We start from the raw sequence: 25,980 nt of genomic DNA, 5'->3' as shown, positions 1-25,980 counted from the left end.
AAGCTTATGACCAATCTGGGTGATCTCGAAATCTTTGCCAAGGTCGTTTCAACCGGCAGCATGTCGCTCGCCGGCCGCGCGCTCGGCTTTTCCCCTGCTGTCGTTTCCAAGCGCATCAAGCGGCTGGAGGACCGGTTGGGCACGCGGCTTTTGCAACGTACGACGCGACAGATTTCGCTGACTGAAGCCGGCCAGGGTTTCTACGACCGCGTCCTCGGCATTCTGGCGGGGCTGGAGGAAGCAGAATTCTATATATCCGGCCGCTCGGCGCAGATGCACGGCACGCTGAAAATTTCCGCCCCCACTTCCTTCGGCCGCATGCATATCGCGCCATATCTGAAAGCCTTCATGGAGGCGCATCCGGAGCTGGCGATCAATCTGGTGCTGACCGATGAATTCAGCGACATCGTCGGCGGCGGCTTCGATCTCGCCATCCGGATCGCGGAACTCACCGATTCCAGTCTCGTGGCGCGGCGGCTGGCCCCTGTGCGCCGCGTGCTCTGCGCCTCGCCCGACTACATCGCCGCTCATGGCATGCCCAAACATATCGAAGAGCTGAAGCAGCACCGCTGTCTGCCCGCCCATAACAATGACGTCTGGCGGCTGGATGGACCGGACGGCGCCTTCAGCCTGCGGCCCGAGGGCATGCTGATCACCAATTCCAGCGAAGTGATCCGCGAAACTGTCATTGCCGGGCTCGGCATTGCGCTGCGCTCCACATGGGATATCGGCGAAGAGCTGAAAAACGGCAAGCTCATACAGGTGCTGCCGGCCTACGAGGGCTCGCACAATGTGACCCTCTCCGCAGTCTATCCGAGCCGCCAGTTTTTGCCGGCCAAGGTTCGGTTGTTCATCGATTTTCTGGCCGAGCTTTACGGTCCGGTCCCCTATTGGGAGCGCTGAAGCGGGCGACTATTGTGCCAGCCTCTCGATGACGAGATCGAGAAGCGCCCTCAGCCGCGCCAGCCGCTTCATATCGCGGTGATAACCAACCCAGGTATCGCGACCTGGCGGCGGCTCGCCGAGATCGACAGGTTCGATCGCCGGGATGGCGTCTCCAAGCGGGCGCGGCAGGACGGCAAGACCGGCGCCTCTGGCACAGAGTGTCGCCTGCACGTCGCGGTTATTGCTGCGCATGGCGATATCCGCCTTTGGCAACTGCCGCTGCAACCAGCCGACATCGGGCATGCCGCCGAAGGCCTCGTCCATTGTGACGAGCCGGGCGCCTTTACCATCGCCCGCCTCAGGATGCGGCAGACCGCGGCGGATATAGAGACCATAGTCGATATGCAGCAGCTTGCGGGATATGACCTCGGCCTCGGTGAAAGGCGCAATCCGGAAGACGATATCGGCTTCCCGGCGTGAGAGGCTGAGAAGCCGGCTGTCAGTCAGCAGTTCGATGACGACCTTGGGATAGGCAGCAGAGAACTCGGCAAGCACCGGTGAAAGAACATGGGCGCCGAACCAGTCCGACGAGGAAAGCCGCAGCAAGCCGTCGAGCTGCCTGCTCTGGCCGGCGAGCTCGCGCTCCAGCCCGAGTGCTTCCTCTTCCATGCGCTCGGCATGGGCGAAGACAGTCGTGCCTTCATCGGTCAGGACAAAACCGTCGGCTGTGCGCTGGAAGAGCGTCTGGCCAAGCGAGGTCTCAAGCGCTCGGAGACGGCGACCCATGGTGGGCTGCGTCAGCCCGAGGCTGCGCGCCGCGGCACCGAGTGTTCCGAGGCGTGCGATTGCGAGGAAGAGTTTGAGATCGCTCCATTCCAACAGCCTATCCTCAAACAAAATTGCATGATCTTCATTCTGTATCTTTCATTTTCATTCATAATTCAATGAGGCATTCTGCGTCCAACAAACCAAGGAGAGTTCCATGAGCACGATGAAAGCCGCGCTTATCGAGGCGCAGAATTCAGAATTCAAGATTGCCGATATCGCAAGGCCATCGCCCCAGGCCGGCCAGATCCTCGTCCGCATCAAGGCGGCCGCACTCAATCCGCTGGATCTGAAGATCCGGGCCGGCGAGGCCGCGCATGCCCGTCACCCCCTGCCCGCCATCCTCGGCATCGATATGGCAGGTATCGTGGAAACGGTCGGCCCAAGCGTCGAAGGCTTTCGCCCTGGTGACGAAGTCTATGGCATGACCGGTGGTGTCGGCGGCCTGCAGGGATCGCTTGCCGAATTTGCGGCCGTCGATGCCGATCTCGTGGCCCTCAAGCCGCGCAATCTCTCCATGCGTGAGGCAGCGGCCTTGCCGCTGATTGCAATTACCGCCTGGGAAGGCCTGGCGGAACGTACCCAGGTGAAAGCCGGACAAAAGGTGCTGGTCATCGGCGGTGGTGGCGGCGTCGGCCATATCGCCGTGCAGATGGCGGCTGCTGCCGGTGCCCAAGTCTTTGCCGTCGATGGCGGTTCGAAGGCCGAATATATCCGCAGCATCGGGGCAACGCCGATCGACCATGCCAAGGAGACTACGGAAGATTATGTTGCCCGGTACACCGACGGAAAAGGCTTCGACATCGTCTATGACACGATCGGTGGCAAGGGGCTCGACGCCGCCTTCCAGGCTGTCGCCAAGTTCGGCCATGTCGTCACCAGCCTGGGCTGGGGCACGCATTCGCTGGCACCATTGTCGTTCAAGGGCGCGACCTATTCCGGCGTGTTCACGCTGGCACCGCTGCTGACGGGTGAAGATCGCGCCCATCATGGCGAGATCCTGAAGCAGGTCGCATCACGCGTGGAAGCGGGCTCGCTGATGCCGAATCTCGACCGGCGGCAATTTGCGCTTGGAGACGTGGACGAAGCCTACCGGCTGCTCGAAAGCCGGCAGGCTGAAGGCAAGGTGGTCGTCGACATCTGACGATCACCGCAATTCCGGACGCAAAACCACGATGCACTTTTGCTGGAATTGCTAGCCTGGTTTTGACGCAATTCCGGACGCAAAACCACGATGCACTTTTGCTGGAATTGCTCTAGCGCGCCAGATCGAGATAGGCGCTCGCAACCATCGCATCGATATCCGCCGGAACCGGCACGATGCAGGATTCGGCGCCGACGCCACGCTTTGCGACCCGCTCCAGGCAGCGGGCCTGCAGGGTGAAGCCGAGGTCCATGGATTCCACGGAATTGCCAAGCGGACGCGGGCCGGCCAGGTTGGCCATATGACCGCCGCCGAGAACGTGGAATGACCTGCCGTTCTTGAGATGGAAGGTCTCGATGAAATCGGCATCGTAGCGATCGATATCAACGACATCGGGATGGCTGCGGAAGGCGGCCACATCGATCTCATGCGGGAAATGTCCGCCATTCATGAGGATTGCACCGTCCTTGATCAGCGCCAGATCGGCTGCTGTGACGATACCGGGGAAACCGGTAACGGTGGCGATCACGTCGGCCGAGCGGATCGCCTGTTCGCGGAGCGGCGTGATGAAACCGTCGAGATGCGCCTCGAGGCTGGTGACGGGATCGATATCGACGACGCTAACCGTCGAGAAGGCATTGCGGAAGGCAGTTGCCGTGCCCTTGCCGCAGGCGCCGTAACCGAAGACGGTCACGCGTTTGCCGTTGGTGGAGCGGTTGGTGAAGCGCATGTAGCTTTCGAACAGGCTCTGGCCGACGGCGTGCTTGTTTTCTGCGAATTGCTTGATCGGGCTATCATTGATGACGAGGATCGGCATGGCGAGCCTTTCGCGCATCGGCAGCAGGCGGGTTCGGCCAGATGTCGTTTCTTCGGTGCCGCCGAGCAGATTGGTATAGGGCTTGTCGGCGGCAATGGCGAAAAGATCGCCGCCATTGTCCAGCAGGAGATCGGGCTTCTCGGCAACGACGGCTTCAAGGCTCTGATGGTGGGCGACAGGATCGGTCGTCTGGGTTGCGAAGACGGTGATGCCTTGCGCGCGCAGGAATTCCACGGTTGCCGGCTGCGTACTATTCAGATTGCCGGTGCAGATCAGGCGCGCCCCTCCGGCCCGCAGTGTCGTCAGGAGAGCGACGGTCTTCGGCTCCAGATGGATGCCGGTGCCGATCGAAAGACCGGCAAAGGGGAGCGTCCTTTCGAATTCCGCAGCCGTTGCCTTCAGCAGGCGGCAGCTATTGCCGATCCAGTCTATGCGTGTCGCAGATTTTTCCATCTCATGCCCTTTCGTTCCCTCTGTTCTAGCGAGGCAAAGATAGGGCGGGCATGGAGATATTTCTGATGAAAGGGTAGAAAAACTGCCCTTTCAGGACACCCCGCCTGAGCCCAGCAGCCAGTTTCGGAGTGCCGCAATGGCCGGCCGTTTCGCGTCTGATGTCCGGCAGCAGAGGCTGTAGCCTGCCGGCCGCCGGATGAAGCCGTAAGGGGCGACCAGGATGCCGCGGTCGAGATCGTCTTCGATCGAGGCCTTCGGCGCCAACGCAACGCCGAGGCCGGCCCGGGCGGCGCCAACAGCCAGAAGAATATCTTCAAATTCCCGAAGACGGGAAAAGGCAACCGGCGGCGTGCCGCTTTCCGCAAACCATTCCGTCCAGAGTTTCGGCGCGCTGCGGCTGACGAGGATGTTGGATTGCGCCAAGGCCGCGACATCGTCTGCAAGTCTTGCGGCGATTGCAGGTGTTGCAACCGGGCCGAATTCATCCTCCATGAAGCGCGTCTCTGTGATACCGGCAGAGGATCTGATCTCGCCGCCCATGATCACGGCATCGAAATCCGGATGTTGCGACAAGGGTTCGACCACAGACATCGGCACAATATCGATCTCGATATCGCCAAGGCTTGCCTGCATGTCGCCCACCCGCGGCATCAGCCACCAGATAGCGAAAGCCGAGGGCACGCCGAGACGGATGCGCTGGCTGCCCGCCTCCTCGAACGCATCGGCAGCGCGCCTCAAGATGGTAAAGGCGGTTCCCGCTGCCTCGGCAAAGGCACGCGCCTTTTCGGTCGGAACCAGTCTGCGGCCGTCGCGCACGAAGAGCTTGCTGCCGAGATGATCTTCCAGCGTCGATATCTGCTGGCGCACGGCGCCGCGCACCACACCCAGCTCTTCGGCAGCCTTCAGAATGCTGCCGTGGCGACAAACGGCTTCAAAGGCGCGGATCGCATTAAGGGGCGGAAGTCGCATGGTTACCACACTTCGAAAAATACCGTGGAACAAATGGGCGCGGCATTGATTGGGATGCCGGACAGGCCCATATTGTACAGCTGTGCAAGACGACGCATTCGGGACAGAAAATGGCGGAATTTCCAAACCTGCCCGGCTTCGATTTTTTCTATGTAAGATGAAATAAATCGCGTCCCGGTTCGTTTTGCACGTATGGATCGCGCAAGCTTTTCATACCATGCTAATATAATAACGACTCAGCTCGACGATCTAAAGGTGACCCGACAATTGACTCTTCTTGCCCGCCTGGCTTCCGATGTGCAACTCATGTTTCGGCGTCCGCCGCGACAGCAGTATGCTGCACTCTGTTACCGGGTCAAGAAGAAGACCGGCAATCTCGAAGTTCTGCTGATGACCAGCCGCGACACCGGTCGCTGGGTAATCCCCAAGGGCTGGCCGATGGCGCGTAAATGCGCCTATGAGGTGGCAGCCCAGGAAGCCTTCGAGGAGGCTGGCGTGCACGGCACGGTGGAGATGGAATCCCTCGGTTATTACACGTACCGCAAGGTTCTGCGCGACGGCCTGAAAGTGACCTGCAAGGTGCAGGTCTATGCTCTCGAAACGACGAACGTGGCGAAGAACTTCAAGGAAAAGGGCGAGCGCGTCGTCGAGTGGGTTTCCTGCGATGAAGCGGTGAAGCGCGTCCAGGAGCCCGAACTGCGCAATCTCTTTCTCGCCTTCAAGCAGCGCATGACCGAGCGCCTTTCCGACGGCATTTCGAAACAAATTCCGGCAGAATAAGTCTTGCCATCTTGTGCGGCTAGAAAAGGCAGCGCAAAAGCAGGACTTGGCCAGGAAACAGAATGCCGCAACGCAACCCCGTCCTTACGAAACGCACGCTTGATAAGGATCTCGACAAGGTTACCCATGTCGAGGATGCGACCAAATATGTCTCGCGACGGCTGGTGGCACCGGGGCTTGGCCTGATCTTTCTCGGCCTGGCAATGCTTTTTGCCGGTGTCTATGTCTTCGACAGGCCGGGTGCGGTGCTTGTCATTGCGGCTGCAGCACTTGCCGCCTATATGGCGATGAATATCGGCGCCAACGACGTGACCAACAATGTGGGCGCAGCGGTCGGCGCACGCGCCATCACAATGAAACAGGCGCTCATCGTCGCCGCGATCTTCGAGGTGCTGGGCGCGACGATTGCCGGCGGCGAAGTCGTCAAGACGATTTCCTCAAGTATCGTCGATACGGTGCAAGTGCCGCAAGCAATGCTCGGCTGGATCATGATGGCGGCGCTCACGGCTGCCGCACTCTGGATCAACCTCGCCACTTGGATGAATGCGCCGGTTTCGACGACGCATGCGATTGTCGGCGCGGTGATCGGAGCAGGCGTGGGAGCGGTCGGATTAGAGCCGGTCAATTGGCGGGTGATGCTGGAAATCACCGCGAGCTGGGTGACATCGCCGCTGATCGGCGGGCTGATCGCTGCGGGGCTCCTTTATCTGGTCAAGACACTGATTGTCTATCGCGAGGACAAGATCGCCGCCGCCAGACAATGGGTGCCGGTCATGATCGCCGTGATGGCCGGCGGTTTCATGGCCTATATGGTGCTGCAGCTCGCGCCGCGGGAACGATATCCTTCACTGACGATCCTCCTGATCGGCATCGGGATCGGTCTTGTCAGTTGGCTGGCCGCTCGGCCGATCATCCAGCGGCAGGCAGAAAATCTCGAAAACCGCAACAGCTCGCTGCGCACACTGTTCCACTTTCCGCTGATCGGCTCGGCCGCCCTGCTTTCCTTCGCGCATGGCGCCAACGATGTGTCCAATGCGGTCGGCCCGCTTTCGGCGATCGTTCATTCGGCCGGTATTGCCGATAACAGCACGGTCGGCCATCCGCCACTCTGGGTGATGCTGATCGGCGCCCTTGGAATCTCGGTCGGTCTCCTGCTTTTCGGGCCGCGCCTCATCCGGCTTGTCGGCGAGGAGATCACCAAGCTCAATCCGACGCGCGCCTATTGCGTGGCGCTCTCGACCGCTTTCACCGTTATCGTCGCCTCATGGCTCGGCCTGCCTGTCAGTACGACCCATATCGCCGTCGGCTCGGTGTTCGGCGTCGGCTTTTTTCGCGAGTGGTACACGCGCCATTCGAAGCGACGTATCGAGTTCATACGTCGCAAGACCGAAAGCTTCGAGATCGACGAGCCGGAAGCGAATGTCCATGAAGCCCGGCGGCGCTATCTGGTCCGCCGGTCGCATTTCATGACGATCATCGGGGCGTGGGTGATCACCGTGCCGGTTTCAGCCGCGCTTGCGGCGGTGATTTATTGGGCTATGTTCGCGCTCTTCATGTGAATCAGGGTCTTAAGATGCGCGCCAATTTCCGCATGCAGCGGCTTTTCATCGATGCTCCCTTGTCAAGAGATGCCGCCGTCGAGGCCAATTCCGACCAGTTCAACTATCTCGCCAACGTGCTGCGTATGGAAGAGGGCGCGGAAATCCTGCTCTTTAACGGCCGCGATGGGGAGTGGAAGGCGAGCCTCTCGTTCCCGACCCGCAAGCGTATCCTGCTGACGGCGATAGAAGAGACCCGGCCGCAGCCTGCTCCTGCCGATCTTCACTATCTCTTTGCGCCGCTGAAGGTCGGCCGCATGGATTATCTGGTGCAGAAGGCAGTGGAAATGGGAGCCGGCCTGTTGCAGCCGGTCATGACCCAGCACGTGCAGGGCAAGATCACCAATCTCGACAAGATCCGCGCCAATGTCATCGAAGCGGCGGAACAGTGCGGCATTCTCGGCATTCCCGATGTAACCGAGCCCATGCGCCTTGCCGACCTGCTCGACCGCTGGCCTTCGGACCGGCGCATCATCTATTGCGACGAGGGCGATGCCGGACAGAACCCGCTGCCGCTGCTTACCAGGGTGGCGGAAAGGAAGCTCGCGCTGCTGGTCGGCCCGGAAGGCGGCTTCTCGGAAGAGGAACGGACGCGGCTGCGCAGCCTCGATTTCGTGACCGCTATTCCGCTCGGGCCGCGCATCCTGCGCGCCGACACGGCGGCTGTCGCAGCAATGGCGGTGATACAGGCCGCCATCGGTGACTGGAATTGACTACCCCATGCCGAATGCGCGGAAGTGCCGCTATTTTTTTGATGACTTGTTGAAACAATTTCACTTGCAACTTAGCTGGCTTGCGCACTAATCACCCTTCCAATTGCCCCGGCCCCGGCGCCTTCGAATACAGGTACTTTCATGGCTCGCGATACTACCGACCAGACGCCGATCTCTTCGGTTCAGGAGCTGACCGATTATCTCGCCGCCGGCAATAAGCCGAAGGAGCGTTTCCGCATCGGCACCGAGCATGAGAAGTTCGTCTTCTTCCGCAAGGACAACAGCCCGGTTCCCTATTTCGGCGAGGCCAGCATTTCGGCGCTCTTGAAAGGCCTGCAGGCCAAGAGCGGCTGGGAGCCGATACTGGACGGCGACAATATCATCGGCCTTGGCGAGCAGAGCGGCATGGGCGCCATCTCGATCGAGCCCGGCGGCCAGTTCGAGCTCTCGGGCGCCCCGCTCGAAAACATCCACCAGACCTGCAAGGAATCCAACCAGCATCTGGCGCAGGTGCGCGAGATCGCCGAGCCGATGGGCATCGGTTTCCTCGGGATCGGCGGCAGCCCGACATGGACCTATGCGGAAACCCCGCATATGCCCAAGTCTCGCTACGAGATCATGACCAGCTACATGCCTGAGGTCGGCACCCGCGGTCTCGACATGATGTACCGCACCTGCACGATCCAGGTGAATCTCGACTTCTCGTCGGAAGACGACATGCGCCGCAAGATGCGCGTGTCGATGAAGCTGCAGTCGCTGGCAACCGCGCTCTTCGCCTCTTCCCCCTTCACCGAAGGCAAGCCGAACGGTGCTCTTTCCTGGCGCGGCGATGTCTGGCGCGACGTGGACAACCAGCGCAGCGGCCTGCTCGACTTCACTTTCCGCGACGATTTCGGTTTCAAGGATTATGCCGAATGGGCGCTCGACGTGCCCATGTATTTCGTCATGCGCGACGGCCACTATCACCGGGCGACCCACGTCACGTTCCGCCAGTTCATGAACGGCGCGCTGAAGGGCGAAATCGCCGCGTACGAGCCGACGATGGGCGACTGGACGAACCATCTTTCGACGCTGTTTCCGGATGTACGCTTGAAGCGCTTCCTCGAAATGCGCGGTGCCGATGGCGGCCCATGGCGGCGCATCTGTGCCCTGCCGGCCTTCTGGGTCGGCCTGCTCTATGATGACACCGCTCTGCAGGCGGCCGACGAACTGACCAAAGACTGGGGCTTTGTGGAAGTGAACGCGCTGCGCAATATGGTGCCGGACGAAGGCCTCAAAGCCACCTTCCGCGGCCATGCGCTGATCGAGACGGCGCGTGAGGTCGTCAATATTTCCCGGGCCGGTCTCAAGGCGCGCAACAGGCTCAACGGCGACGGCGTCGACGAGAGCATCTTCCTGGCGCCGCTCGACGAGGTTCTCGCCAAGAAGGCGACGCTCGCGGAGGACCTGCTCGCGCTCTATCACGGCCGCTGGAACGGCTCTGTCGAGCCGGTCTTCCAGGAATATCAATACTAAGAGGCGATTGGCCCCTTCCAAAAAGCCGTTTGCGCATTCCCATTTCGAGCTATAGTGGCGCGAACATGCGCTGCGAATCTGGGAGAGGGACTTTCATGCTGCCGCTTTTCGACATGATGATGCAGGCGCAGAACGGCGCGGCGATGGATGCCATCGCCAAGCAGTACAACCTCGCACAAGAACAGGCGACGAAGGCGATGGCGGCGCTGATGCCGGCATTTTCCGCCGGCCTGAAGCGCAGCACCAGCAACCCCTATGATTTCGTCGGTCTCATGCAGGCGGTGGCATCCGGCAATTATGCCAGATATTTCGAGGACATGAGCAAGGCCTTCACCCCTGAAGGCATTTCCGACGGGAATAACGTCCTTTCACAGCTTTTTGGATCGAAGGAAGTCTCGCGCGCCATCGCCGCGCAGGCCGCGCAGATGACCGGCATCGGACAGGAGATCTACAAGCAGATGCTGCCGGTCATGGCCGGTACGTTGATGGGCGGGCTCTTCAAGCAATCGACGGGACAGATGGCCTCGCCGGTCAATCCCTTCGTCAATACCGCCATGGGCGAGACGATCCAGAAATGGCTTGAAAGCACCGGTTTTGCGCCGAAGCCGAAGGTCGCACCCGAACCCAGCATTTTCGATAATCCGTTCACCCAGGCCATGCAGCTGATGTTCAGCGTACCGAAGCCGGAACCTCAGCCGCAACCCGCCAATCCCTTCCTCGACAATCCCTTTGCCAAGGCATTCCAGGAGATGATGGCAGGGCTCCAGCAGCCGGCAGCCAAGGCTCCGGAACCGCCGAAGGACGCGCCGAAAGCCGGAAATGACAGCTATACCGAGATGCTGAACGCCATGTTCGACAGCGGTCTCGAAGTGCAGAGAAGCTATCAGAAGAGCCTCGAGGCGATCTTCGAGGCTTATCGGCCCCAACCTGCCGCCTCCCCCGAAGATCCCGCTTCCACAGGCGGCTCAACAGCGGGCAAGAAATAAAAAAACCCGGAGATGGCTTGGGAAAGCCGATCACCGGGTTAAGCAGCAGGGCTATTGGCTATCACCCTGCGGGGAAACGCGTGCATTCAGTCCCTGTAGGGGCGCATGACCGCAATATGCCAGCGGCGCTTGGCCGCCTGCGTCAGGTGCTCCGACGGATCTTCAAAGAAGGTCGAGGCGAGAAAAGCGGAGGTGACATCGGCCCGCGTCAGGCCGATATCCCGCAACTGATTGTCATCGAGCTCATGCAGCCCGTTCACCTGCGAGCGATTGCGCACAATGCGAAGGGCGTTTGCCAGCGGTGCAAGGCCAGCCATAAGACGTTGCATGAACGTCGGGGCGAGCTTGCCGCAGTCGAGTTCTAGTGTCTGTTCATGAGTGCGCATCGAACTCTCCTTTCTTCGGGGCGCAGAACAGCCCACCCCGCCTGCGAGGTCGTGCAGGAAGGGTCAAGCTGGTCACAGGCGGACAGGCAGGGTGTCTGTCCTTCACTTTGCTTGATTTGCATCCCGAAGATGCCAAAGAGCTATTGATCAGTCCAACGAATGTTTCTAATGATTAACATCAGAGATCTTTATGGGTGGATGGGATCATGGCGGCGCCTCTTGATATCGACCAGTTGCAGACCTTCATCGCAATCGTAGACTCCGGCAGTTTCACCAAGGCTGCCGACAAGGTCTACAAGACGCAGTCTGCCGTCTCCATGCAGATGCGCCGTCTGGAAGAGCGCATCGGCAAGCAGCTCTTCATCAAGGACGGGCGCGGTAACCGCCTGACGGTCGAGGGCGAAAAGCTGCTCAACTACGCGCGCCGTATCATCCGCCTGAACAATGAGGCTATCGCCGCCTTCGACGACAACCGGCTGGAAGGCACGCTGCGCATCGGCACGCCTGACGATTATGCCGATCGCTATATGCCCGAGATCATCGGCCGTTTCGCCAAGACGCATCCGAATGTGGAACTCTACATCGTCTGCGAGCCTTCGGTCGATCTTGCCGAGCGCATGCACAAGGGCGAGCTCGATATCGCGCTTGTCACCCACAATCCGCGCGAGCGCATTTCGGATGTGGTTCGAACAGAGCCGCTTTGCTGGGTGAGTTCCGCCAACCATCCGATCCGCGACGATGCGCCGGTGCCGCTTGCCGTCGGCCGGCGCGATTGTCAGTGGCGCCAGCTCGCCTGTTCAGCACTCGATGCCGTTGGCCGCGAATATCAGGTCCTGTTCACGAGCTGGTCCTGCACGGTGGTTGCCTCGGCCGTTCTCGCCGGCATGGCGGTTTCGGTCATGCCGGAATCCGCACTTCGGACCGGTATGAAGGTCCTGAGCCAGGCAGACGGCTTCCCTGCCCTGCCCCCGGTGCAGATCGGCATCATGAAGCGGCCCGGCGTTTCGCTGTCGCTGATGAACGCGATCACGGCGCATATCACCGCCTGCCTCGACAACATCACGCCGACCGTCATCGAAGACGGGCTGGAGCAGGATGTGAAGACAGGCTATGCCCGTCACTATCCGCGGCTGAAGGCTGCGGCGAGCATGATGCCGAGCTGGTAAAAGGTTCAGGCCGCCGACGCGGATGTCGGAGCAAAGAGGGAAGCGCGGATGACGCGCTTCCATTCGTCGAGAATACGCTCGCCAAGGCCATCTTCGCTCAAGACCGCAAGGCGAATTGCCGCGCCGATCAGGTGGCTGAAAAGGTAAGTGCGCGCTTTCATCTGCTCATCGCAGTATTCCGGCGCCTGACGACGCACAGCTTCCTGGAAGATCTCCGCAACCCGGCCGCTATGCTCGATGTTCAGGCGCAGCAGGTCCTGATCTGTCTCCGTACCCATCCAGACGCCGAGATAGGCAGCATCATTGCGGTATTCGGTGTAATACCAGTCGATCATCGCCGAGATCAGGTCGAGCGCTTCATCCAGGGAACGAACATCCGCGAACATCTCAGCCGTCTTCTGCTGGATTGCCTGCGCATGACGGTCGAACAGCGCTTTGACGATCGCCGCTTTCTCGGGGAAATACTGATAGACCGAGCCGATCGGAACGTTTGCGGCGACGGCAAGTTCAGTCATCCGCATGGCGCTGACGCCCTTTTCGGCAATGAGAGTGGCGGCGGCGTTGAGGATAAGGTCCAGCCGCTGGATGCTGCGCTCCTGTTTCGGCTTTCTGCGAAGAGCAATACGATCCGAAATGTCCGCGCCCATGTGGTTCCCATCTGTCTTGTTATTCAGCGGCGCAAGCGATCTGTCATACCGGCGCTTCGGGCCGATATGACATGCAGGTATTCATCCGTCGTAAATGGAAATGGTCGGATTTTAGGCAATGGCAAGAGCCAATAAAAAACGGGGCATTACGCCCCGTTTTGGTCTGTGCAAAAAGAGCGCTTAACACTTCGTTCAGCAAGCGGGCTGGGCACACCTCACCAAGCCCGTTTCGTCCTGCGACACTCTGCGGAAGCCTGCTCAGGCAAGGTTCTGCTTCAGGAACGCGACCGTGCGGCTCCAGGCGAGATCGGCCGCTGCCTTGTCATAGCGGGCAGCCGAGGTATCGTTGTTGAAGGCGTGGTTGACGCCATCATAGACGTAGATCTCGAATTTTTTACCATTCTCCTCCAGCGCCTTCTTGTAGGCATCGATGCCGGCATTGATGCGATCGTCGAGGCCGGCATAATGAAGCAGAAGCGCCGCCTTGATGTTCGTAACCGCCGAGGCCGGCGGTTGTGCTCCATAGTAGGCCACGCCCGCTTTCAGTTCGGGCGATTTGGTGGCAAGGGTGTTGACTGCGCCACCACCCCAGCAGAAGCCGATGGCGCCGACATTGCCGTTTGTCGTATCGAGCTTGGAGAGGTAAAGGACAGTCGCCTCGCCATTTGCGGCGACAGTGGCCGCATCGAGTTTGCTGAACATATCGCGCGCCTGATCCTCATTCTCGGGCGTGCCGCCCTGCGGCGATAGGAAATCCGGTGCGAGCGCCACGAAACCTTCGAGCGCCATACGGCGGGCGACATCGCGGATATGCGGATTGAGGCCGCGGTTCTCATGGATGACGATGACCGCACCGAGCTTGCCGGATGCATTCTTCGGCTGCACCAGATAGCCTTTCATGTCGCCGCCGCTGCCCGGATAGGTAATATTCTGGCCGGTCAGTCGATCGTCATTTTCGGCGACGACCTCGGCGGCTGCCTTGTTGGCGGCAAGCAGCGGCGCGATTGCGGCTGCCGCGGTTGCAGAGCCTGCAAGCTTCGTAAGCTTGTCCATGAAGCTGCGGCGATCCAGCGTCAGATGCGTATATTCATCATAGGCGTTGATCATTGCCTGCGTAATGACGGGCTTTTCCATGACAGACCTCCTCTGTTCCCACCCCATGCCCAATCGGCAAGGGGGAACATAGGTCAGCGGCCGATAACGCAGGAACAAAACTGTGTTACCGGCCTACCTGGAGAAAATCGCGGGGATCAGGAGAATAGCATCCAGCCGGCAAGCCAGGCCCACATGCCAGCCAACACGACGAAGCCGGCGGCAAAGAGCGGGCTGCGATAGCGCAGGTCGTTGCTGGTGACGTGCACATAGGCATGCGCATAGCGCAGGGCGACGAAAAGCCAGGCAAGCACGACCGCCACCAGGTTATCCGCCTCGGTGATATAAAGAAGAATGCTGCAGGCATAGAAGAGTACCGGCAGCTCGAACTGGTTGGCGAGGCTGTTCTTGACGCAGAGACTTTCGACGGGTTCGTCGCGGTTTTCGCGATAATCGGATTTCTTCATCCGGCCCTCCTGGACCACCTTGCGGCGGCGCAGGCCAAGCAGCCCGTAGAGAATAAAGACCAGCAGAACATGGGCAAGCAGAGGCCAGAACATCTCGAAGCCGGTCATCAATCATTCCTTCGTTTACGCGACTGCGCGACCAGTAGCGGAAAGGCCGGATGGATGCCAGAGCCAAGACGGCCCGCCATGGAGCGGGCCGTCTTCAGGGTCAGACCTGGGCAATACCGCCGTCGACAAAGATCTCGGCGCCGGTGATGAAGCTCGAGTCATCGGAGGCGAGGAAGAGCGCCGTTGCAGCGATTTCTTCCGGACGCCCGACGCGGCCAAGCGGAACCTGCGAGGCCAGATAGTCCAGCAGGCCCTGCTGCTGCGCCTTGTCCTGGCCGGCGAGTTCGACGAGGCCGGTCGTCTCCGTTGGGCCGGGGCTTAGCGTGTTGATGCGGATGCCGCGATCTTTGAGATCGAGGATCCAGTTGCGGGAGAAGTTTCGGATTGCAGCCTTCGAGGCCGCGTAGACGCTGAAGGCCGGCGTGCCGGTGGCGCCTGCCGTCGAGCCGGTCAGGATGACGGAGGAACCCCTGCCGAGCAGGGGCAGCGCCTTCTGCACGGTGAAGAGCACGCCCTTCACATTGCGGCCGAAGGTGTCGTCATACTGTTCTTCGGTAATGGCGCCGATCGGAGCGAACGAGCCGCCGCCGGCATTGACGAAGAGCACGTCGATACGGCCGGCCTCTGCCTTTACCTGATCATAGAGACGGTCGAGATCGGCAAGATTTGCGGAGTCGGCCTGAATGCCGGTGACATTGCCGCCGATTTCGGCGACGGCCGCATCCAACACTTCCTTGCGGCGGCCGGTGATGAACACGCGCGCGCCTTCGGCTGCAAAGCGCTTTGCGGTGGCAAGGCCGATGCCAGAAGTGGCACCAGTGATGACAGCGATCTTTCCATTCAGTCTGTTTGTCATTGTCGTCGTCTCCTGTTGTGTTCGACTGAGCTGAAGATGTGGACGGCGATATCGTTTCGGAATAGAAAGAAATGAAAGACATCATTGCAGGAATGAAACAATGAGTATTCCGGATTTCGAAGGCCTGGCGATGTTTGCCAAGGTGGCCGAGGAGCGCTCCTTCGCTCGTGCCGCCAAGACGCTCGGCGTTTCGGTACCGACGGTTTCGCGGGCGGTAAGCCGACTGGAGGAACGGCTCGGCGCACGGCTCTTCAATCGCACTTCGCGGCAGCTGGCGCTGACTGATTTCGGGCTGCGGCTGGTTGATCGGGCCCAGCACATTTACGCGGAGGCAGAGGCCGCGGAGAATGCGGCGCGCGAGCTTTCGAGCCAGCCGCGCGGGCTGATCCGTCTTGCCGTGCCGATGGTCTTCGGGCGCCAATGGCTGGCGCCGATCCTGCCCGATTTCTTCGAGGCCTATCCCGAGGTCTCGATCGATATGCATATGAGCGATGCCGTAGTCGACCTCGTCGGCGAGGGTTTCGATGCGGCTCTGCGGATTGCCGTGCTGCCGGATTCCTCGCTGGTGGCAAAGAGGCTGACGCCGGTGGCGCCCTTCATTCTGGCGGCACCCGCCTATCTCGAAAGATACGGCTGCCCGCGGCATCCCCGAGAACTCGCGGCGCATCATTGCCTCGGTTATGCCTACCGGCCGCGGCAGGATATCTGGCGTTTCAGTAACAAGGCAGGAGAAGAGGAAATCGTGGTGCCGACCGGGCCACTGCGCGCCACCAATTCGGAGGCCCTGATCCCGATGGCATTGCGTGGTCTCGGCATTGTCGAACTGCCGGAGTTCATGGCCTACGAATATCTTGACGACGGGCGCCTGAAAGCGATCCTCACCGACTGGACCCTGCCGAAAGGCGCCGTCTATTTCGTCACGCCATCGGCGCGTGCCCGGCCGGCAAAGGTGGAAGTGCTCGGTGATTTCCTTGCAGCGAGGCTCTCGCACCCTGTGTGGCGCTGGCCGCGATAGGGTTCAGCTTTCGTGCGATTGGTGAAGAAGCGCGCTACGCACAAGCAGGATGGCGCAGACGGCAAGGCTCGCGAATTTCAGCTTGGTCATCCACGGCAGGATCTGGGCAGCAAAGCCCGCGGCACCGCTATTGCTGAACGCAACGAGGCTCGAGATGTTTTCGCCATAATCGGCAAAGCCGTAAAGGAAGGGCAGAATATAGGTGATCCGGCCCAGAAGACGCGGCGCCTGCTTGCCGCGCCATGTCTCGATCGGCCCGAGCCGCAGGAAGATCAGGAATAGAAGGGCTGTCAGCAGGGCGGGAAAGAGGAGTTCCGGGCCGAAATACATGGCCCGGAGAATGCGGTTTGCCGTCTCGTTCTGATCGAGCAGCGTCTGCATGTGGAAGACGGCGGACACGTCGTAGCCGGAGAAATAGGTATCGAGCATCGCCTGACCGGTCTCATGCTCGAAGGGCACGGTGTAGCCAAAGGTTGTCCAGCCGAGAACGACGAGGCAGAGGGCTGCGAGCAGCGCGATGATCCAGAGTGGAATTGCGCCGCCCGCTTTCATTGTCAGACGCCGACGCCCGGATAGTTCGGGCTTTCGCGGGTGATCGTCACGTCATGCGGATGGCTTTCGCGGAGCCCGGCACCGGAGATGCGCACAAAGGTGGCACGCTCCTGGAACTCCTTGATGTCCTTGCCGCCGACATAACCCATGGCAGCTTTCAGGCCGCCGGCGAGCTGATGCAGGACGCCGGATACCGGACCCTTGTACGGGACCTGGCCTTCGATGCCTTCCGGCACGAGCTTCAGCGTGTCGCGCACTTCCGCCTGGAAGTAACGGTCTGCCGAGCCGCGTGCCATGGCACCGACGGAACCCATGCCGCGATAGGCCTTGAAGGAGCGACCCTGGTAGAGATAGACCTCGCCCGGGCTTTCATCGGTGCCGGCAAGCAGCGAGCCCACCATGACGGCGGAAGCACCTGATGCGATGGCCTTGGCCACATCGCCCGAGAACTTGATGCCGCCATCGGCGATAACAGGAATATCCTGGTCCCTTGCGGCCTCGACTGCCGACATGATCGCAGCGAGCTGCGGAACGCCAACGCCGGCGACGATACGTGTCGTGCAGATCGAACCCGGTCCGATACCGACCTTGACGGCGTCAGCACCGGCATCGATCAGTGCCTTCGTGCCATCATAGGTCGCGACATTGCCGGCCATGATGCGAACGGAGTTGGAAAGCTTCTTGACGCGGCCAACCGCTTCCAGAACGCGGGCGGAATGTCCGTGCGCCGTATCGACGACGAGCAGGTCGACGCCGGCATCGATCAGCCGTTCGGCACGCTCGAAACCATCGTCGCCGACGCCGACGGCAGCGGCAGCACGCAGGCGGCCCTGCGCATCCTTGGAGGCGTTCGGGTTCAGCTGGGCCTTTTCGATATCCTTGACGGTAATGAGGCCGACGCAGCGGCCTTCGCCGTCGACAACCAGCAGCTTCTCGATACGGTGAGAATGCAAAAGGCGCTTGGCCTCCTGCTGATCGACGCTCTCCTTGACCGTCACGAGGTTTTCGCGGGTCATGAGTTCGTAGATCTTCTGGCTCGGATCGGAGGCGAAGCGGACATCGCGGTTTGTAAGGATGCCGACGAGGCGGCCGGATTTTTCGACGACCGGAATGCCGGAGATGCCGTGCATCTTCATCAGCGCCAGGGCATCGGCAAGCGTCGCGTCCGGGCCGATGGTCACGGGATTGACGACCATGCCGCTTTCGAACTTCTTGACCTGGCGAACCTGTTCGGCCTGCTCGATCGGCGTCAGGTTCTTATGAATGACGCCAAGGCCGCCAGCCTGTGCCATGGCGATCGCCAGTCGGCCTTCGGTCACAGTATCCATCGCGGCAGAAATGATCGGGATATTCAGCTCGAAGTCGGGTGCGAGGCGCGTTGCGACGCTCGTCTGGCCGGGGAGGACTTCGGAATGACCGGGTTGCAGCAGCACATCATCGAAGGTGAGTGCGTCCAGTCCGGTTGGCGTTTCTATGATGCGAGCCATGGCCAAATTCCTTCAAGAAAGAAAAATGCGACCCACCCGGTACGAATCGTCCGCACCGGCGGTGTGCATGAGTTTATGGAAGTTGGCGAGGGCTGGTAACACGTCTATGACAGGAAGGAAATAGCAAAAAGGCCCGGCACGGGGCCGGGCTCGGTATGGCAGCCATGCAGAGAACGCGTGTCGCATGTCGTTCTCGCAAAACCGCGACGCACTTTTGCGCGACCTCAGATGTCGAACTGATAGGTCTTCGGCACGAAGCGGTAACCGGTCTCCTGTTTCTCCACGAAACCGACCGCCGGGAACGGCATGTGATAGCCGAGGAAGGCGATCTTGTCGCTGGCGATCATGTCGAACACCTTCTTGCGGGTCGCGGCCGCCTGAGCCTTGTCCATGTCGAAACGCACTTCCCAGTCCGGACGCTGCAGCGACAGGATGTAGTGGTTTGCCGTGTCACCCGTCATGATCAGCCGTTTGCCGTCGGATTCGACGTGGAAGATCATGTGGCCGGGTGTGTGGCCTGTCGCGAGCATCGCGGTCAGGCCAGGCGCGATGGTGTCGCCTTCCTTGACGAAGGTCGCCTTTTCGGCGAGCGGCACGACATTCGCAAGCACCGCCTTGTGACCGCCCTCCGCCGGCGTGCCTTCACGCGCCTTGTCCGACCAGAAATCATATTCGGCCTGGCCGATAACATAGCGGGCATTCTTGTAGGCGGGTGCGCCATTTTCCATGAGGCCGCCGATATGGTCTCCATGGAGATGCGTCAGCGCCACGACCGTGACGTCGTCAGGCGAATAGCCGGCGGCCTTAAGGCCGGCGCTGAACTGGCCCATGCCCCGCTCGCGACCGCCGGCCCCAAAGCCGGTATCGACGACGATGACATCGGAACCCGTATCAACGACCACAGGCGCATAGCTGTTTACGAACTTGTCGGTCGGCAGGAAATTGGCGGCGAGAAGCGCCTGAACGGCCTGCGGATCCTGATTGGAACCGAAGGTTTCATTCGGCTTTTCAATGACATTGAAACCATCGCGGACGGCAGTGAACTTGATTGAGCCGAGCTTGAACTGATTGATCTGCGGCTGCGGGGTGACTTCCATATTGCCTGTTTCTCCAGTTGCGGCCGCCTGGGCCGTTACTCTCAAGATGACCGGCGCGGCCAGCAGACCAAGGCCTGCGGCAAAAAGCGTGCGCCGCTTTATTCCATCAGATGTCGTCATATATCCATCCTCCATACTGTGCGGTGCGTCGCCGCACGACCCCCGATATATCCTGCCGTTCCAGCGAGATTTCTTGCTCCGGCCGGGTAAGCATATGTCAATCTTGAGAGATGAAAGTGTCGAGCAAGTCGTCTCACGCAGTCGTGATCCAAACGTGTCACCGGGATCGATTGAGGGATTGGCAGAGCCCCTATCTGGGACTACACAGCACGGGCCTCCCAAGCCCCATCCGCAGCCATCAAGGCATTCGCCTATGAACCGCATCGTCCCCCTGATCCTCGCCGTTGCCCTCTTCATGGAACAGATGGACTCGACAGTCATCGCAACGGCCTTGCCGGCGATTGCGGCCGATCTTCATGTCGGACCAATTACCCTGAAACTGGCGCTCACCTCCTACATGGTGGCGCTTGCGGTGTTCATTCCGATCAGCGGCTGGATGGCGGATCGCTTCGGCGCCAAGAAAATCTTCCGGCTGGCGATCTGCGTCTTCGTCGTCGGCTCGATCTTCTGCGCCTTCTCTTCGAGCCTCGTCGAATTCGTCATCGCACGCTTCCTGCAGGGCATGGGAGGCGCGATGATGACGCCTGTCGGACGCCTCGTGCTGGTGCGGACGACGCAGAAGAGCGAACTGGTCTCGGCCATGGCGCTGTTGACGATCCCGGCCCTTGTCGGTCCGCTTGCCGGCCCGCCGCTCGGCGGCTTCATCACCACCTATTTCAGCTGGCACTGGATCTTCCTGATCAACGTACCTGTCGGCGTCATCGGCGTATGGCTGGCGACGATCTTCCTGCCGGAAATAGAAGCGACGGCTCCGCCGAAGCTCGATTTCAACGGCTTCATCCTGACCAGCCTTGCGGCCGCCGGCGTCGTCTTTGGCCTGTCGGTCGTCAGCCTTCCGGCCCTGCCGCCGATCATCGGCATCTCGGCCACGGCAATCGGCATCATCTGCGGCGTGCTCTATGTGCGCCATGCCCGGCGCTATCCGACGCCGATCCTTGACCTCAAGCTGTTCAAGAATTCGACCTTCCGCGCCTCGACGAGCGGCGGAACTCTGTTTCGCATCTGCGTCGGCGCCATGCCGTTTCTGACGCCGCTAATGCTGCAGCTCGGATTTGGCCTGACGCCCTTTCAATCGGGCCTTATCACATTTGCCGGCGCGATCGGCGCCATAACGACGAAGTTCATCGCGCGCCGCGTCTACAAGGCTATCGGCTTCCGCACCACGCTTCTGTGCGCCGGCGCCGTCACCACGGTCGTGACGGCCGTAACCGGCCTCTTCACGCCGGAGACACCGCATCTCGTCATCATCGGCGTGCTGCTGGTCGGCGGCTTTTCCCGTTCCTTCATGTTTACCGGTGTCAATGCGCTGGCCTTTGCGGATATCGACGATGCGCAGGCGAGCCAGGCGACATCCATGGCCTCGGTGATGCAGCAGATCAGCCTGGCGCTCGGCGTTGCCCTCGCCGCCTCGATCCTGGAAACCTCGATCTATTTCCGCGGCGCCGAACTGCAGGTCATCGATTTCCACATCGCCTTCTTTGTCATCGCCGGCCTGACCGTCATCGCAACCATCCCCTTTGCCCGCATGGCGAAGGACGCGGGGGCTTCCGTTTCCGGCCACCGCGCCAAGCGCGTGCCGCCGACGATCAACGCCGAACAGGCCGTCAAATAAAGGGCGGTTCTTCGGCTTTTTCACAGACGGCGCACAGCTTGTTGCCGTCGAGATCCCGGACATAGGCCGCGTAGAAATGCGCATGATAAGAGCGCAGCCCCGGCTTACCTTCGTCGATAGCGCCAGTGGCCATTGCCGCCGCATGGAAAGCATCCACCGCCGCTCGCGTCTCCGCCTCGAAAGCCACCATGGATCCGTTGCCGTTCGTCGCGCGGCGCCGGTTGAAGGGAGTTACCACCCAGAAGCGGCAGCGCGTGTCGCCATCGGCGGCATAGCCGATTTCCTCCTCCGAATTGCGCTGGCGCCGGTAGCCGAGCGCCGGCAGAACGGCATCATAGAAATGCCGCGCGCGATCGAGATCGTTGGTGCCGAATGTAACGTAGAGAAGCATGGGATCGATAGTATCCAGTCCTGGGAAATCATCATCCGCAGGACTGGCGCAATGATCAAGCGTCCTCAGGCTCCGCCTCGGCCTTGCGGCCTTTGAAACCCTTCGCCAGCAGGAACATCTCGACCGATTCGGCACGAGATGACGCAGGTTTGACGTGCACGACCTGGCGGAAATGCTGCTTCAGCATGGCGAGCAGATCTCGCTCGGTGCCGCCTTGGAAGGTCTTGGCGAGGAAGTGCCCGCCCTCCCCCAGCACCTCGACGGCAAAGTGCGCTGCGACCTCACAAAGGTGCATGGTGCGCAGGTGATCGGTGCGGTGATGGCCGGTCGTGGGTGCCGCCATGTCAGAGAGCACCAGATCCGGCGTACCGCCAACGGCTTCCATCAGCTTTTCCGGGGCCGTCGGATCAAGGAAGTCGAGCTGCAGTACCGTGACGCCGGGAAGCTGCGTCATTTCCAGAAAGTCGATTGCGGCGACGCGGATATCCTCATCCGTCGATCCGGTCACTTTTGCGGCGATCTGCGACCAACTGCCGGGAGCGGCCCCGAGGTCGATGATGCGCCTTGCGCCCTTCAGGATGTTGTATTTCTCATCGATCTCCAGCAGCTTGAAGGCCGCGCGGGCGCGATAGCCTTCCAGCTGGGCGCGCTGCACATAGGGATCGTTGATATGGCGCTCCAGCCACTGGCGTGAGGAGGCCTTGAGCTTCTTCTTCTTAACGCGTTGGCCGAGCTTGCGGCCGGTGCGGCTTCCCGCAATCGTTGGCTTGGTCATGCCTACCCCTTGTTTCCCCGCTGGCCGCGGCGGTTGCGATGGCGCCGCCAGACGCCGTCATCCGCCATCATGTCGGTGAGCAGGCCTTCCCTCAAGCCGCGATCGGCAACACGCATGCGCGGGCTCGGCCAACGGCGGCGGATCGCCTCCAGGATGGCGCAGCCGGCAAGCACCAGATCGGCGCGATCCGGCCCTATGCAAGGATTGGCGGCGCGGCTTTCGAAATTCCAGGAGAGAAGCTTCGCCTGCATGGCGGAAACCTCATCATCCGACAGCCATATGCCATCGACCTTGCGGCGGTCGTAACGCGGCAGGTCGAGATGCACGCCGGCAAGCGTCGTCACTGTGCCTGAGGTGCCAATCAGATGGAAATCGCCATCTTCGGCAATCTCGATCTCGGGGCAATCGAAACTCGACAGCATGCCCGCAACCTCGCTCACCATGCCCTCGAAAACATCGGGCGTCACATCCCGGCCACCGTGCCGTTCCGAGAGGGTGACGACGCCGACGGGCAGCGAGGTCCAGTGGGTGATGTGATTGGCAAGGCGGGCGAAGCGGTTATCGCCGATGCGGATAACGGCAATTTCCGAGGAACCGCCGCCGATATCAAAGAGGACGACGGAGCGCGTCTCGCGGCCGACCAGAGAGGAGCAGCCGGAAACGGCAAGCCGCGCCTCGGTTTCGCGATCGATGATCTCGAGCTCCAGTCCGGTCTCGACTACAACGCGCTGCAGGAATTCCTCGCCGTTGGCCGCCTGGCGGCAGGCCTCGGTCGCAATCAGCCGCATACGGCGGATCTCGCGGTTCCGGAGCTTGGAGGCGCAGATTCTGAGCGCATCGACGGCCCTTTCCATCGCCTCGTCGGACAGCCTGCCGCTGGCGGCAAGCCCTTCGCCAAGGCGCACGATACGGGAAAAGGCATCCACGACGCGGAACTGGCCGGGGCGCGTCGGCTGGGCGATCAGCAGGCGGCAATTGTTGGTGCCGAGATCGAGCGCGGCATAGAGCTCGTCCGGCCAGGGATGTTCACCCCCTGCCCGCGCCTCTTCATGACCTGGCTGACGGCCCCTGCGAATCGCCGCTTCACCATCGTGCACCTCGCGCGGCAGAGGACGCGACGGCGCTTCAGCGCGATGTTCAGACCTTGCGGACGGCGTCGGCTGCACGGGAGCGAGCGGCCTACCCTGCAGGCCGCGCTTGCTGCGATGCTTGCGTCGGTTACGCCGGCTGGAGGACGAATCACCATCCGGCCGCGGACCATGGCCTTGACTGACCACCTGAACCACAGGCTGCGGCTGGACAACAGTATCGGATTGGGATGCGCCACGCCCACCACGACGACGGCGTTTCCGCTTGCGGGCCGGGCTTTCGGCGTCTTCCTTCGGGCGCGCTGCCTCCCCGGCGTGGCCGGAGAGATCATGCGAAGCGGGATGAGCGGCGCCGCGGGATTGCCCGCCACGCTTGCCCTTGCGACGCCTGGACTTTTTGCCGTCCTTGCGCCCTTCCGCCGACGCCCCGTCAAATTGCGGCTTCAAGCCGCCTTCGGGGTCTTCCACGTTCGTTTTCCATCGCGCCGCGCAAGTCCAGAAAGGTATGCAGCAGGCGCTCATTCGATTTTTGCGTTGGCGCGAAGATATCAGCGAGTGGCGAAATCACCAAATTCTTTTTGATTCCGGATTTTAACCACCTGATTTTCACCCGCCGTGGAGGGATCGAATTTTTTCAAAACGGGTATTTGCATTCGGCGTCGTTTTGGTTATAAGCGCCGCACAGCAGCCAAGCCATGCTTCGGCAGCGCTGCTGGGGAATAGTTCAATGGTAGAACGACGGACTCTGACTCCGTTAATCTTGGTTCGAGTCCAGGTTCCCCAGCCAAATTTTCTCTCCCGCTAAACTCTGCGATCTTCAGTTCATATCTTTTCTGCGCCCAATCTTGCGCCAACCGCAGTAGCAAAACCTCAACCTTCCGCCGCTAGAATCACCCCAGCTCCCTGGAGACGATTCGAGCCATGAAGACCTTTTCTGCGATATTGCTGGCGGCACTTCTCCTTCCGGTCACCGCCCGAAGCGAGACGGCCCAGAGCGAGACAGAATGGATGGGCGAGGCGCGGCAGTGGTCGGTCGGGTTCGTCGGTGAGAAACCATCTTATTGCCGGCTGGTCTGGAACAACGAACTCGGCAAGACGGTCGAATTCCGCCAGAGCCTCGATAATGCCATGTGGCTGGTTTCGAAGGATGGCTGGGATATTCCCGAGGGCACGACGACCAAGGTGACGCTCATCGGCTATTCCGGCACCAAGGCTATTGCGGCCGAAGCCTTCGACAGCAAAACGCTTCGCATCCTGCCGGCAACCGAGAAGACGGGCGTAGCGCAGATCAAGAAGGTCCTGAAGAATTCCTTTGTCGGCACGCCGGATATGGAGCTGGATTTTGCCGGAAATGAAGAGCCTTGGGTGGTGCCTTTCTCGCGGTTGCAACAGATGTATACGACCTATGTCAACTGCCTGAACCGCCTCGTCCCGGTCAATCGGGCCAGCCAGGTTTCGGACAAGACCCAGCCGTTCTAGAGCGGGTTGCGATCACTCGGATTCGCTTGCCAGGCTTTACCTCCTCATCTCCCCCGCAAAACTGCCGAACACTTTTGCGCGATATGCTTTCGATGCCCGCGTTCTGCGTCGCCACGCCGCAGCAGCGCGCCACAAATTCGGCCTGCGCCACAATGATCCTCACGGTCGTGCCCGCCGCATTTCGTTCGTGCGGACAGTTAGATTGGTGTTCTTCCCATCTCAGGAGGCCCTTATGCAAAGGCTTCGTATCGCATTTCTCATGAGCGCCGCGGCAATCGCCGCCGCACTTACCGGCCCGGCTGTGGCCGAGAGCCTCGATCACAAATCACCCGATACCCATGTCCTCGTCGTGCGATTACCCGATGGTTCGCTCGAGCGCATTCGTTACGCCGGTGACCGACCGCCGCAAATCCGGTTCGACAGTGAGCCGGATTCGGGCCTTTTCGATCCCTTCTGGCCTTCCGCTCCCTTTGCCGATCTGGACCGAATATCCGCGGCCATGGACCACCAGGCTGCCGCGATGATGCAACAGGCAGACAGCATGATGCGGACATCGCCGGGCAATCAGACTGATGTCGACCTCAATGGGCTGCCGGCCGGCATGCAGGGCTATTCGATGGTTTCGACGATGTCCGGCAACGGCGTCTGCACCCGCAGCGTCCGTTACTTCGGCGGCGCTGACGGCAAACCGCATGTCGAGAGCAGCACGTCCGGAAATTGCTCGGCCGGCAAGGCAACGGGCGCACCCTTGCCCGCCAAGGCGCCGCGACCGACCCTGAAGCCGAAAACCTCTGGTGTCATCGAGGTCAACGCTCAGCCGCCGGAATCGGATGGCGGCGCATCACGGGCAAATCTTCTGCTTGCCAGCACGGCGAATTGACGGATGACGGCCAGAAG

Annotated in this window: 26 protein-coding genes and 1 tRNA gene; 13 read left to right on the top strand and 14 right to left on the bottom strand. The window is 60.9% G+C overall.

Going from position 1 to position 25,980, the window contains the following annotated elements; genetic code table 11:
• Nucleotides 1–6 precede the first annotated feature (6 nt).
• On the top strand, nt 7–903 hold the full coding sequence (locus LVY75_13360) for a LysR family transcriptional regulator (GenBank protein ID XAZ24203.1): 897 nt from the start codon (nt 7–9) through the stop codon (nt 901–903).
• Nucleotides 904–912: 9 nt separating this feature from the next.
• Here the strand turns inward: LVY75_13360 and LVY75_13355 are convergent, their stop codons facing one another.
• A complete protein-coding gene (locus tag LVY75_13355; protein ID XAZ24202.1) occupies nt 913–1,764 on the bottom strand; it encodes a LysR family transcriptional regulator in 852 nt (283 codons plus the stop codon).
• 103 nt (nt 1,765–1,867) lie between these two features.
• On the opposite strand from LVY75_13355, the gene LVY75_13350 reads away from it, so the two are divergent.
• Nucleotides 1,868–2,854 (top strand): zinc-dependent alcohol dehydrogenase family protein, encoded by a 987-nt coding sequence (locus LVY75_13350; GenBank protein XAZ24201.1) that lies wholly within the window; start codon nt 1,868–1,870, stop codon nt 2,852–2,854.
• Nucleotides 2,855–2,966: 112 nt separating this feature from the next.
• Here LVY75_13350 and LVY75_13345 read toward each other — a convergent pair whose 3' ends face one another.
• Nucleotides 2,967–4,124, bottom strand: a complete 1,158-nt coding sequence (locus tag LVY75_13345) for an adenosylhomocysteinase (protein XAZ24200.1) — start codon at nt 4,122–4,124, stop codon at nt 2,967–2,969.
• A 90-nt stretch (nt 4,125–4,214) separates the two neighbouring features.
• Nucleotides 4,215–5,093: a LysR substrate-binding domain-containing protein gene (locus tag LVY75_13340; protein ID XAZ24199.1), complete on the bottom strand. Its 879-nt coding sequence runs from the start codon at nt 5,091–5,093 to the stop codon at nt 4,215–4,217.
• Nucleotides 5,094–5,360: 267 nt separating this feature from the next.
• Here LVY75_13340 and LVY75_13335 point away from each other — a divergent pair, with 267 nt between their 5' ends.
• The 5 genes from LVY75_13335 (at nt 5,361) to LVY75_13315 (ending at nt 10,685) form a co-directional block, all read left to right on the top strand.
• On the top strand, nt 5,361–5,873 hold the full coding sequence (locus LVY75_13335) for an NUDIX hydrolase (GenBank protein XAZ24198.1): 513 nt from the start codon (nt 5,361–5,363) through the stop codon (nt 5,871–5,873).
• A gap of 62 nt (nt 5,874–5,935) precedes the next feature.
• Nucleotides 5,936–7,432, top strand: a complete 1,497-nt coding sequence (locus LVY75_13330) for an inorganic phosphate transporter (protein XAZ24197.1) — start codon at nt 5,936–5,938, stop codon at nt 7,430–7,432.
• 14 nt (nt 7,433–7,446) lie between these two features.
• On the top strand, nt 7,447–8,184 hold the full coding sequence (locus LVY75_13325; GenBank protein XAZ24196.1) for a 16S rRNA (uracil(1498)-N(3))-methyltransferase: 738 nt from the start codon (nt 7,447–7,449) through the stop codon (nt 8,182–8,184).
• Between the two features lie 141 nt (nt 8,185–8,325).
• Nucleotides 8,326–9,699, top strand: coding sequence for a glutamate--cysteine ligase (locus LVY75_13320; GenBank protein ID XAZ24195.1), 1,374 nt, complete (start codon nt 8,326–8,328; stop codon nt 9,697–9,699).
• Nucleotides 9,700–9,794: 95 nt separating this feature from the next.
• Nucleotides 9,795–10,685, top strand: a complete 891-nt coding sequence (locus LVY75_13315) for a DUF937 domain-containing protein (protein XAZ24194.1) — start codon at nt 9,795–9,797, stop codon at nt 10,683–10,685.
• A gap of 86 nt (nt 10,686–10,771) precedes the next feature.
• Here the strand turns inward: LVY75_13315 and LVY75_13310 are convergent, their stop codons facing one another.
• The gene (locus tag LVY75_13310; protein XAZ24193.1) at nt 10,772–11,071 is read right to left on the bottom strand and encodes a DUF1127 domain-containing protein; all 300 of its coding nucleotides are present in this window, start codon (nt 11,069–11,071) and stop codon (nt 10,772–10,774) included.
• A gap of 206 nt (nt 11,072–11,277) precedes the next feature.
• Here LVY75_13310 and LVY75_13305 point away from each other — a divergent pair, with 206 nt between their 5' ends.
• On the top strand, nt 11,278–12,237 hold the full coding sequence (locus LVY75_13305; GenBank protein XAZ24192.1) for a LysR substrate-binding domain-containing protein: 960 nt from the start codon (nt 11,278–11,280) through the stop codon (nt 12,235–12,237).
• A gap of 5 nt (nt 12,238–12,242) precedes the next feature.
• On the opposite strand, the gene LVY75_13300 is transcribed toward LVY75_13305, so the two are convergent.
• From LVY75_13300 to LVY75_13285, 4 genes are all read right to left on the bottom strand, one after another.
• On the bottom strand, nt 12,243–12,884 hold the full coding sequence (locus LVY75_13300; protein ID XAZ24191.1) for a TetR family transcriptional regulator: 642 nt from the start codon (nt 12,882–12,884) through the stop codon (nt 12,243–12,245).
• Between the two features lie 258 nt (nt 12,885–13,142).
• Nucleotides 13,143–14,018, bottom strand: a complete 876-nt coding sequence (locus LVY75_13295; protein XAZ24190.1) for a dienelactone hydrolase family protein — start codon at nt 14,016–14,018, stop codon at nt 13,143–13,145.
• Between the two features lie 116 nt (nt 14,019–14,134).
• Nucleotides 14,135–14,551, bottom strand: a complete 417-nt coding sequence (locus LVY75_13290) for an MAPEG family protein (protein ID XAZ24189.1) — start codon at nt 14,549–14,551, stop codon at nt 14,135–14,137.
• 100 nt (nt 14,552–14,651) lie between these two features.
• The gene (locus tag LVY75_13285) at nt 14,652–15,407 is read right to left on the bottom strand and encodes an SDR family oxidoreductase (protein XAZ24188.1); all 756 of its coding nucleotides are present in this window, start codon (nt 15,405–15,407) and stop codon (nt 14,652–14,654) included.
• 100 nt (nt 15,408–15,507) lie between these two features.
• Here LVY75_13285 and LVY75_13280 point away from each other — a divergent pair, with 100 nt between their 5' ends.
• Nucleotides 15,508–16,422: a LysR family transcriptional regulator gene (locus LVY75_13280; protein XAZ24187.1), complete on the top strand. Its 915-nt coding sequence runs from the start codon at nt 15,508–15,510 to the stop codon at nt 16,420–16,422.
• A gap of 3 nt (nt 16,423–16,425) precedes the next feature.
• Here LVY75_13280 and LVY75_13275 read toward each other — a convergent pair whose 3' ends face one another.
• The 3 genes from LVY75_13275 to LVY75_13265 all read right to left on the bottom strand — a co-directional run bounded on the left by LVY75_13275 (nt 16,426) and on the right by LVY75_13265 (nt 19,678).
• Nucleotides 16,426–16,974, bottom strand: coding sequence for a hypothetical protein (locus LVY75_13275; protein ID XAZ24186.1), 549 nt, complete (start codon nt 16,972–16,974; stop codon nt 16,426–16,428).
• A 2-nt stretch (nt 16,975–16,976) separates the two neighbouring features.
• Nucleotides 16,977–18,461 carry an IMP dehydrogenase gene (gene guaB / locus LVY75_13270; protein ID XAZ24185.1) on the bottom strand — a complete coding sequence of 495 codons (1,485 nt, stop codon included), beginning with the start codon at nt 18,459–18,461 and terminating at the stop codon, nt 16,977–16,979.
• A gap of 224 nt (nt 18,462–18,685) precedes the next feature.
• Nucleotides 18,686–19,678, bottom strand: a complete 993-nt coding sequence (locus LVY75_13265; protein ID XAZ24184.1) for an MBL fold metallo-hydrolase — start codon at nt 19,676–19,678, stop codon at nt 18,686–18,688.
• A gap of 253 nt (nt 19,679–19,931) precedes the next feature.
• On the opposite strand from LVY75_13265, the gene LVY75_13260 reads away from it, so the two are divergent.
• The gene (locus tag LVY75_13260; GenBank protein ID XAZ24183.1) at nt 19,932–21,350 is read left to right on the top strand and encodes a DHA2 family efflux MFS transporter permease subunit; all 1,419 of its coding nucleotides are present in this window, start codon (nt 19,932–19,934) and stop codon (nt 21,348–21,350) included.
• Here the strand turns inward: LVY75_13260 and LVY75_13255 are convergent.
• Genes LVY75_13255 through LVY75_13245 form a run of 3 tightly spaced genes read right to left on the bottom strand, consistent with a single transcriptional unit; the run spans nt 21,343 to nt 24,072 of the window.
• Nucleotides 21,343–21,741, bottom strand: a complete 399-nt coding sequence (locus LVY75_13255) for a VOC family protein (GenBank protein ID XAZ24182.1) — start codon at nt 21,739–21,741, stop codon at nt 21,343–21,345. The genes LVY75_13260 and LVY75_13255 overlap by 8 nt on opposite strands.
• 55 nt (nt 21,742–21,796) lie before the next feature.
• Nucleotides 21,797–22,516, bottom strand: coding sequence for an RlmE family RNA methyltransferase (locus LVY75_13250; GenBank protein ID XAZ24181.1), 720 nt, complete (start codon nt 22,514–22,516; stop codon nt 21,797–21,799).
• A gap of 2 nt (nt 22,517–22,518) precedes the next feature.
• The gene (locus LVY75_13245; GenBank protein ID XAZ24180.1) at nt 22,519–24,072 is read right to left on the bottom strand and encodes a Ppx/GppA family phosphatase; all 1,554 of its coding nucleotides are present in this window, start codon (nt 24,070–24,072) and stop codon (nt 22,519–22,521) included.
• Nucleotides 24,073–24,317: 245 nt separating this feature from the next.
• Between LVY75_13245 and LVY75_13240 the strand changes: the two genes are divergently transcribed.
• From LVY75_13240 to LVY75_13230, 3 genes are all read left to right on the top strand, one after another.
• Nucleotides 24,318–24,391: transfer RNA gene (locus tag LVY75_13240), tRNA-Gln, on the top strand.
• A gap of 134 nt (nt 24,392–24,525) precedes the next feature.
• Entirely contained in the window at nt 24,526–25,083 is a 558-nt protein-coding gene (locus LVY75_13235) for a hypothetical protein (GenBank protein XAZ24179.1), read from the top strand.
• Nucleotides 25,084–25,315: 232 nt separating this feature from the next.
• On the top strand, nt 25,316–25,963 hold the full coding sequence (locus tag LVY75_13230) for a hypothetical protein (protein XAZ24178.1): 648 nt from the start codon (nt 25,316–25,318) through the stop codon (nt 25,961–25,963).
• Nucleotides 25,964–25,980: the final 17 nt, after the last annotated feature.

The sequence above is a fragment of the Sinorhizobium sp. B11 genome (assembly GCA_039725955.1).
GTDB lineage: Bacteria > Pseudomonadota > Alphaproteobacteria > Rhizobiales > Rhizobiaceae > Rhizobium.
The sequence above is the reverse complement of the archived record's forward strand: the minus strand, read 5'-3'. Positions and strand labels throughout refer to the sequence as shown.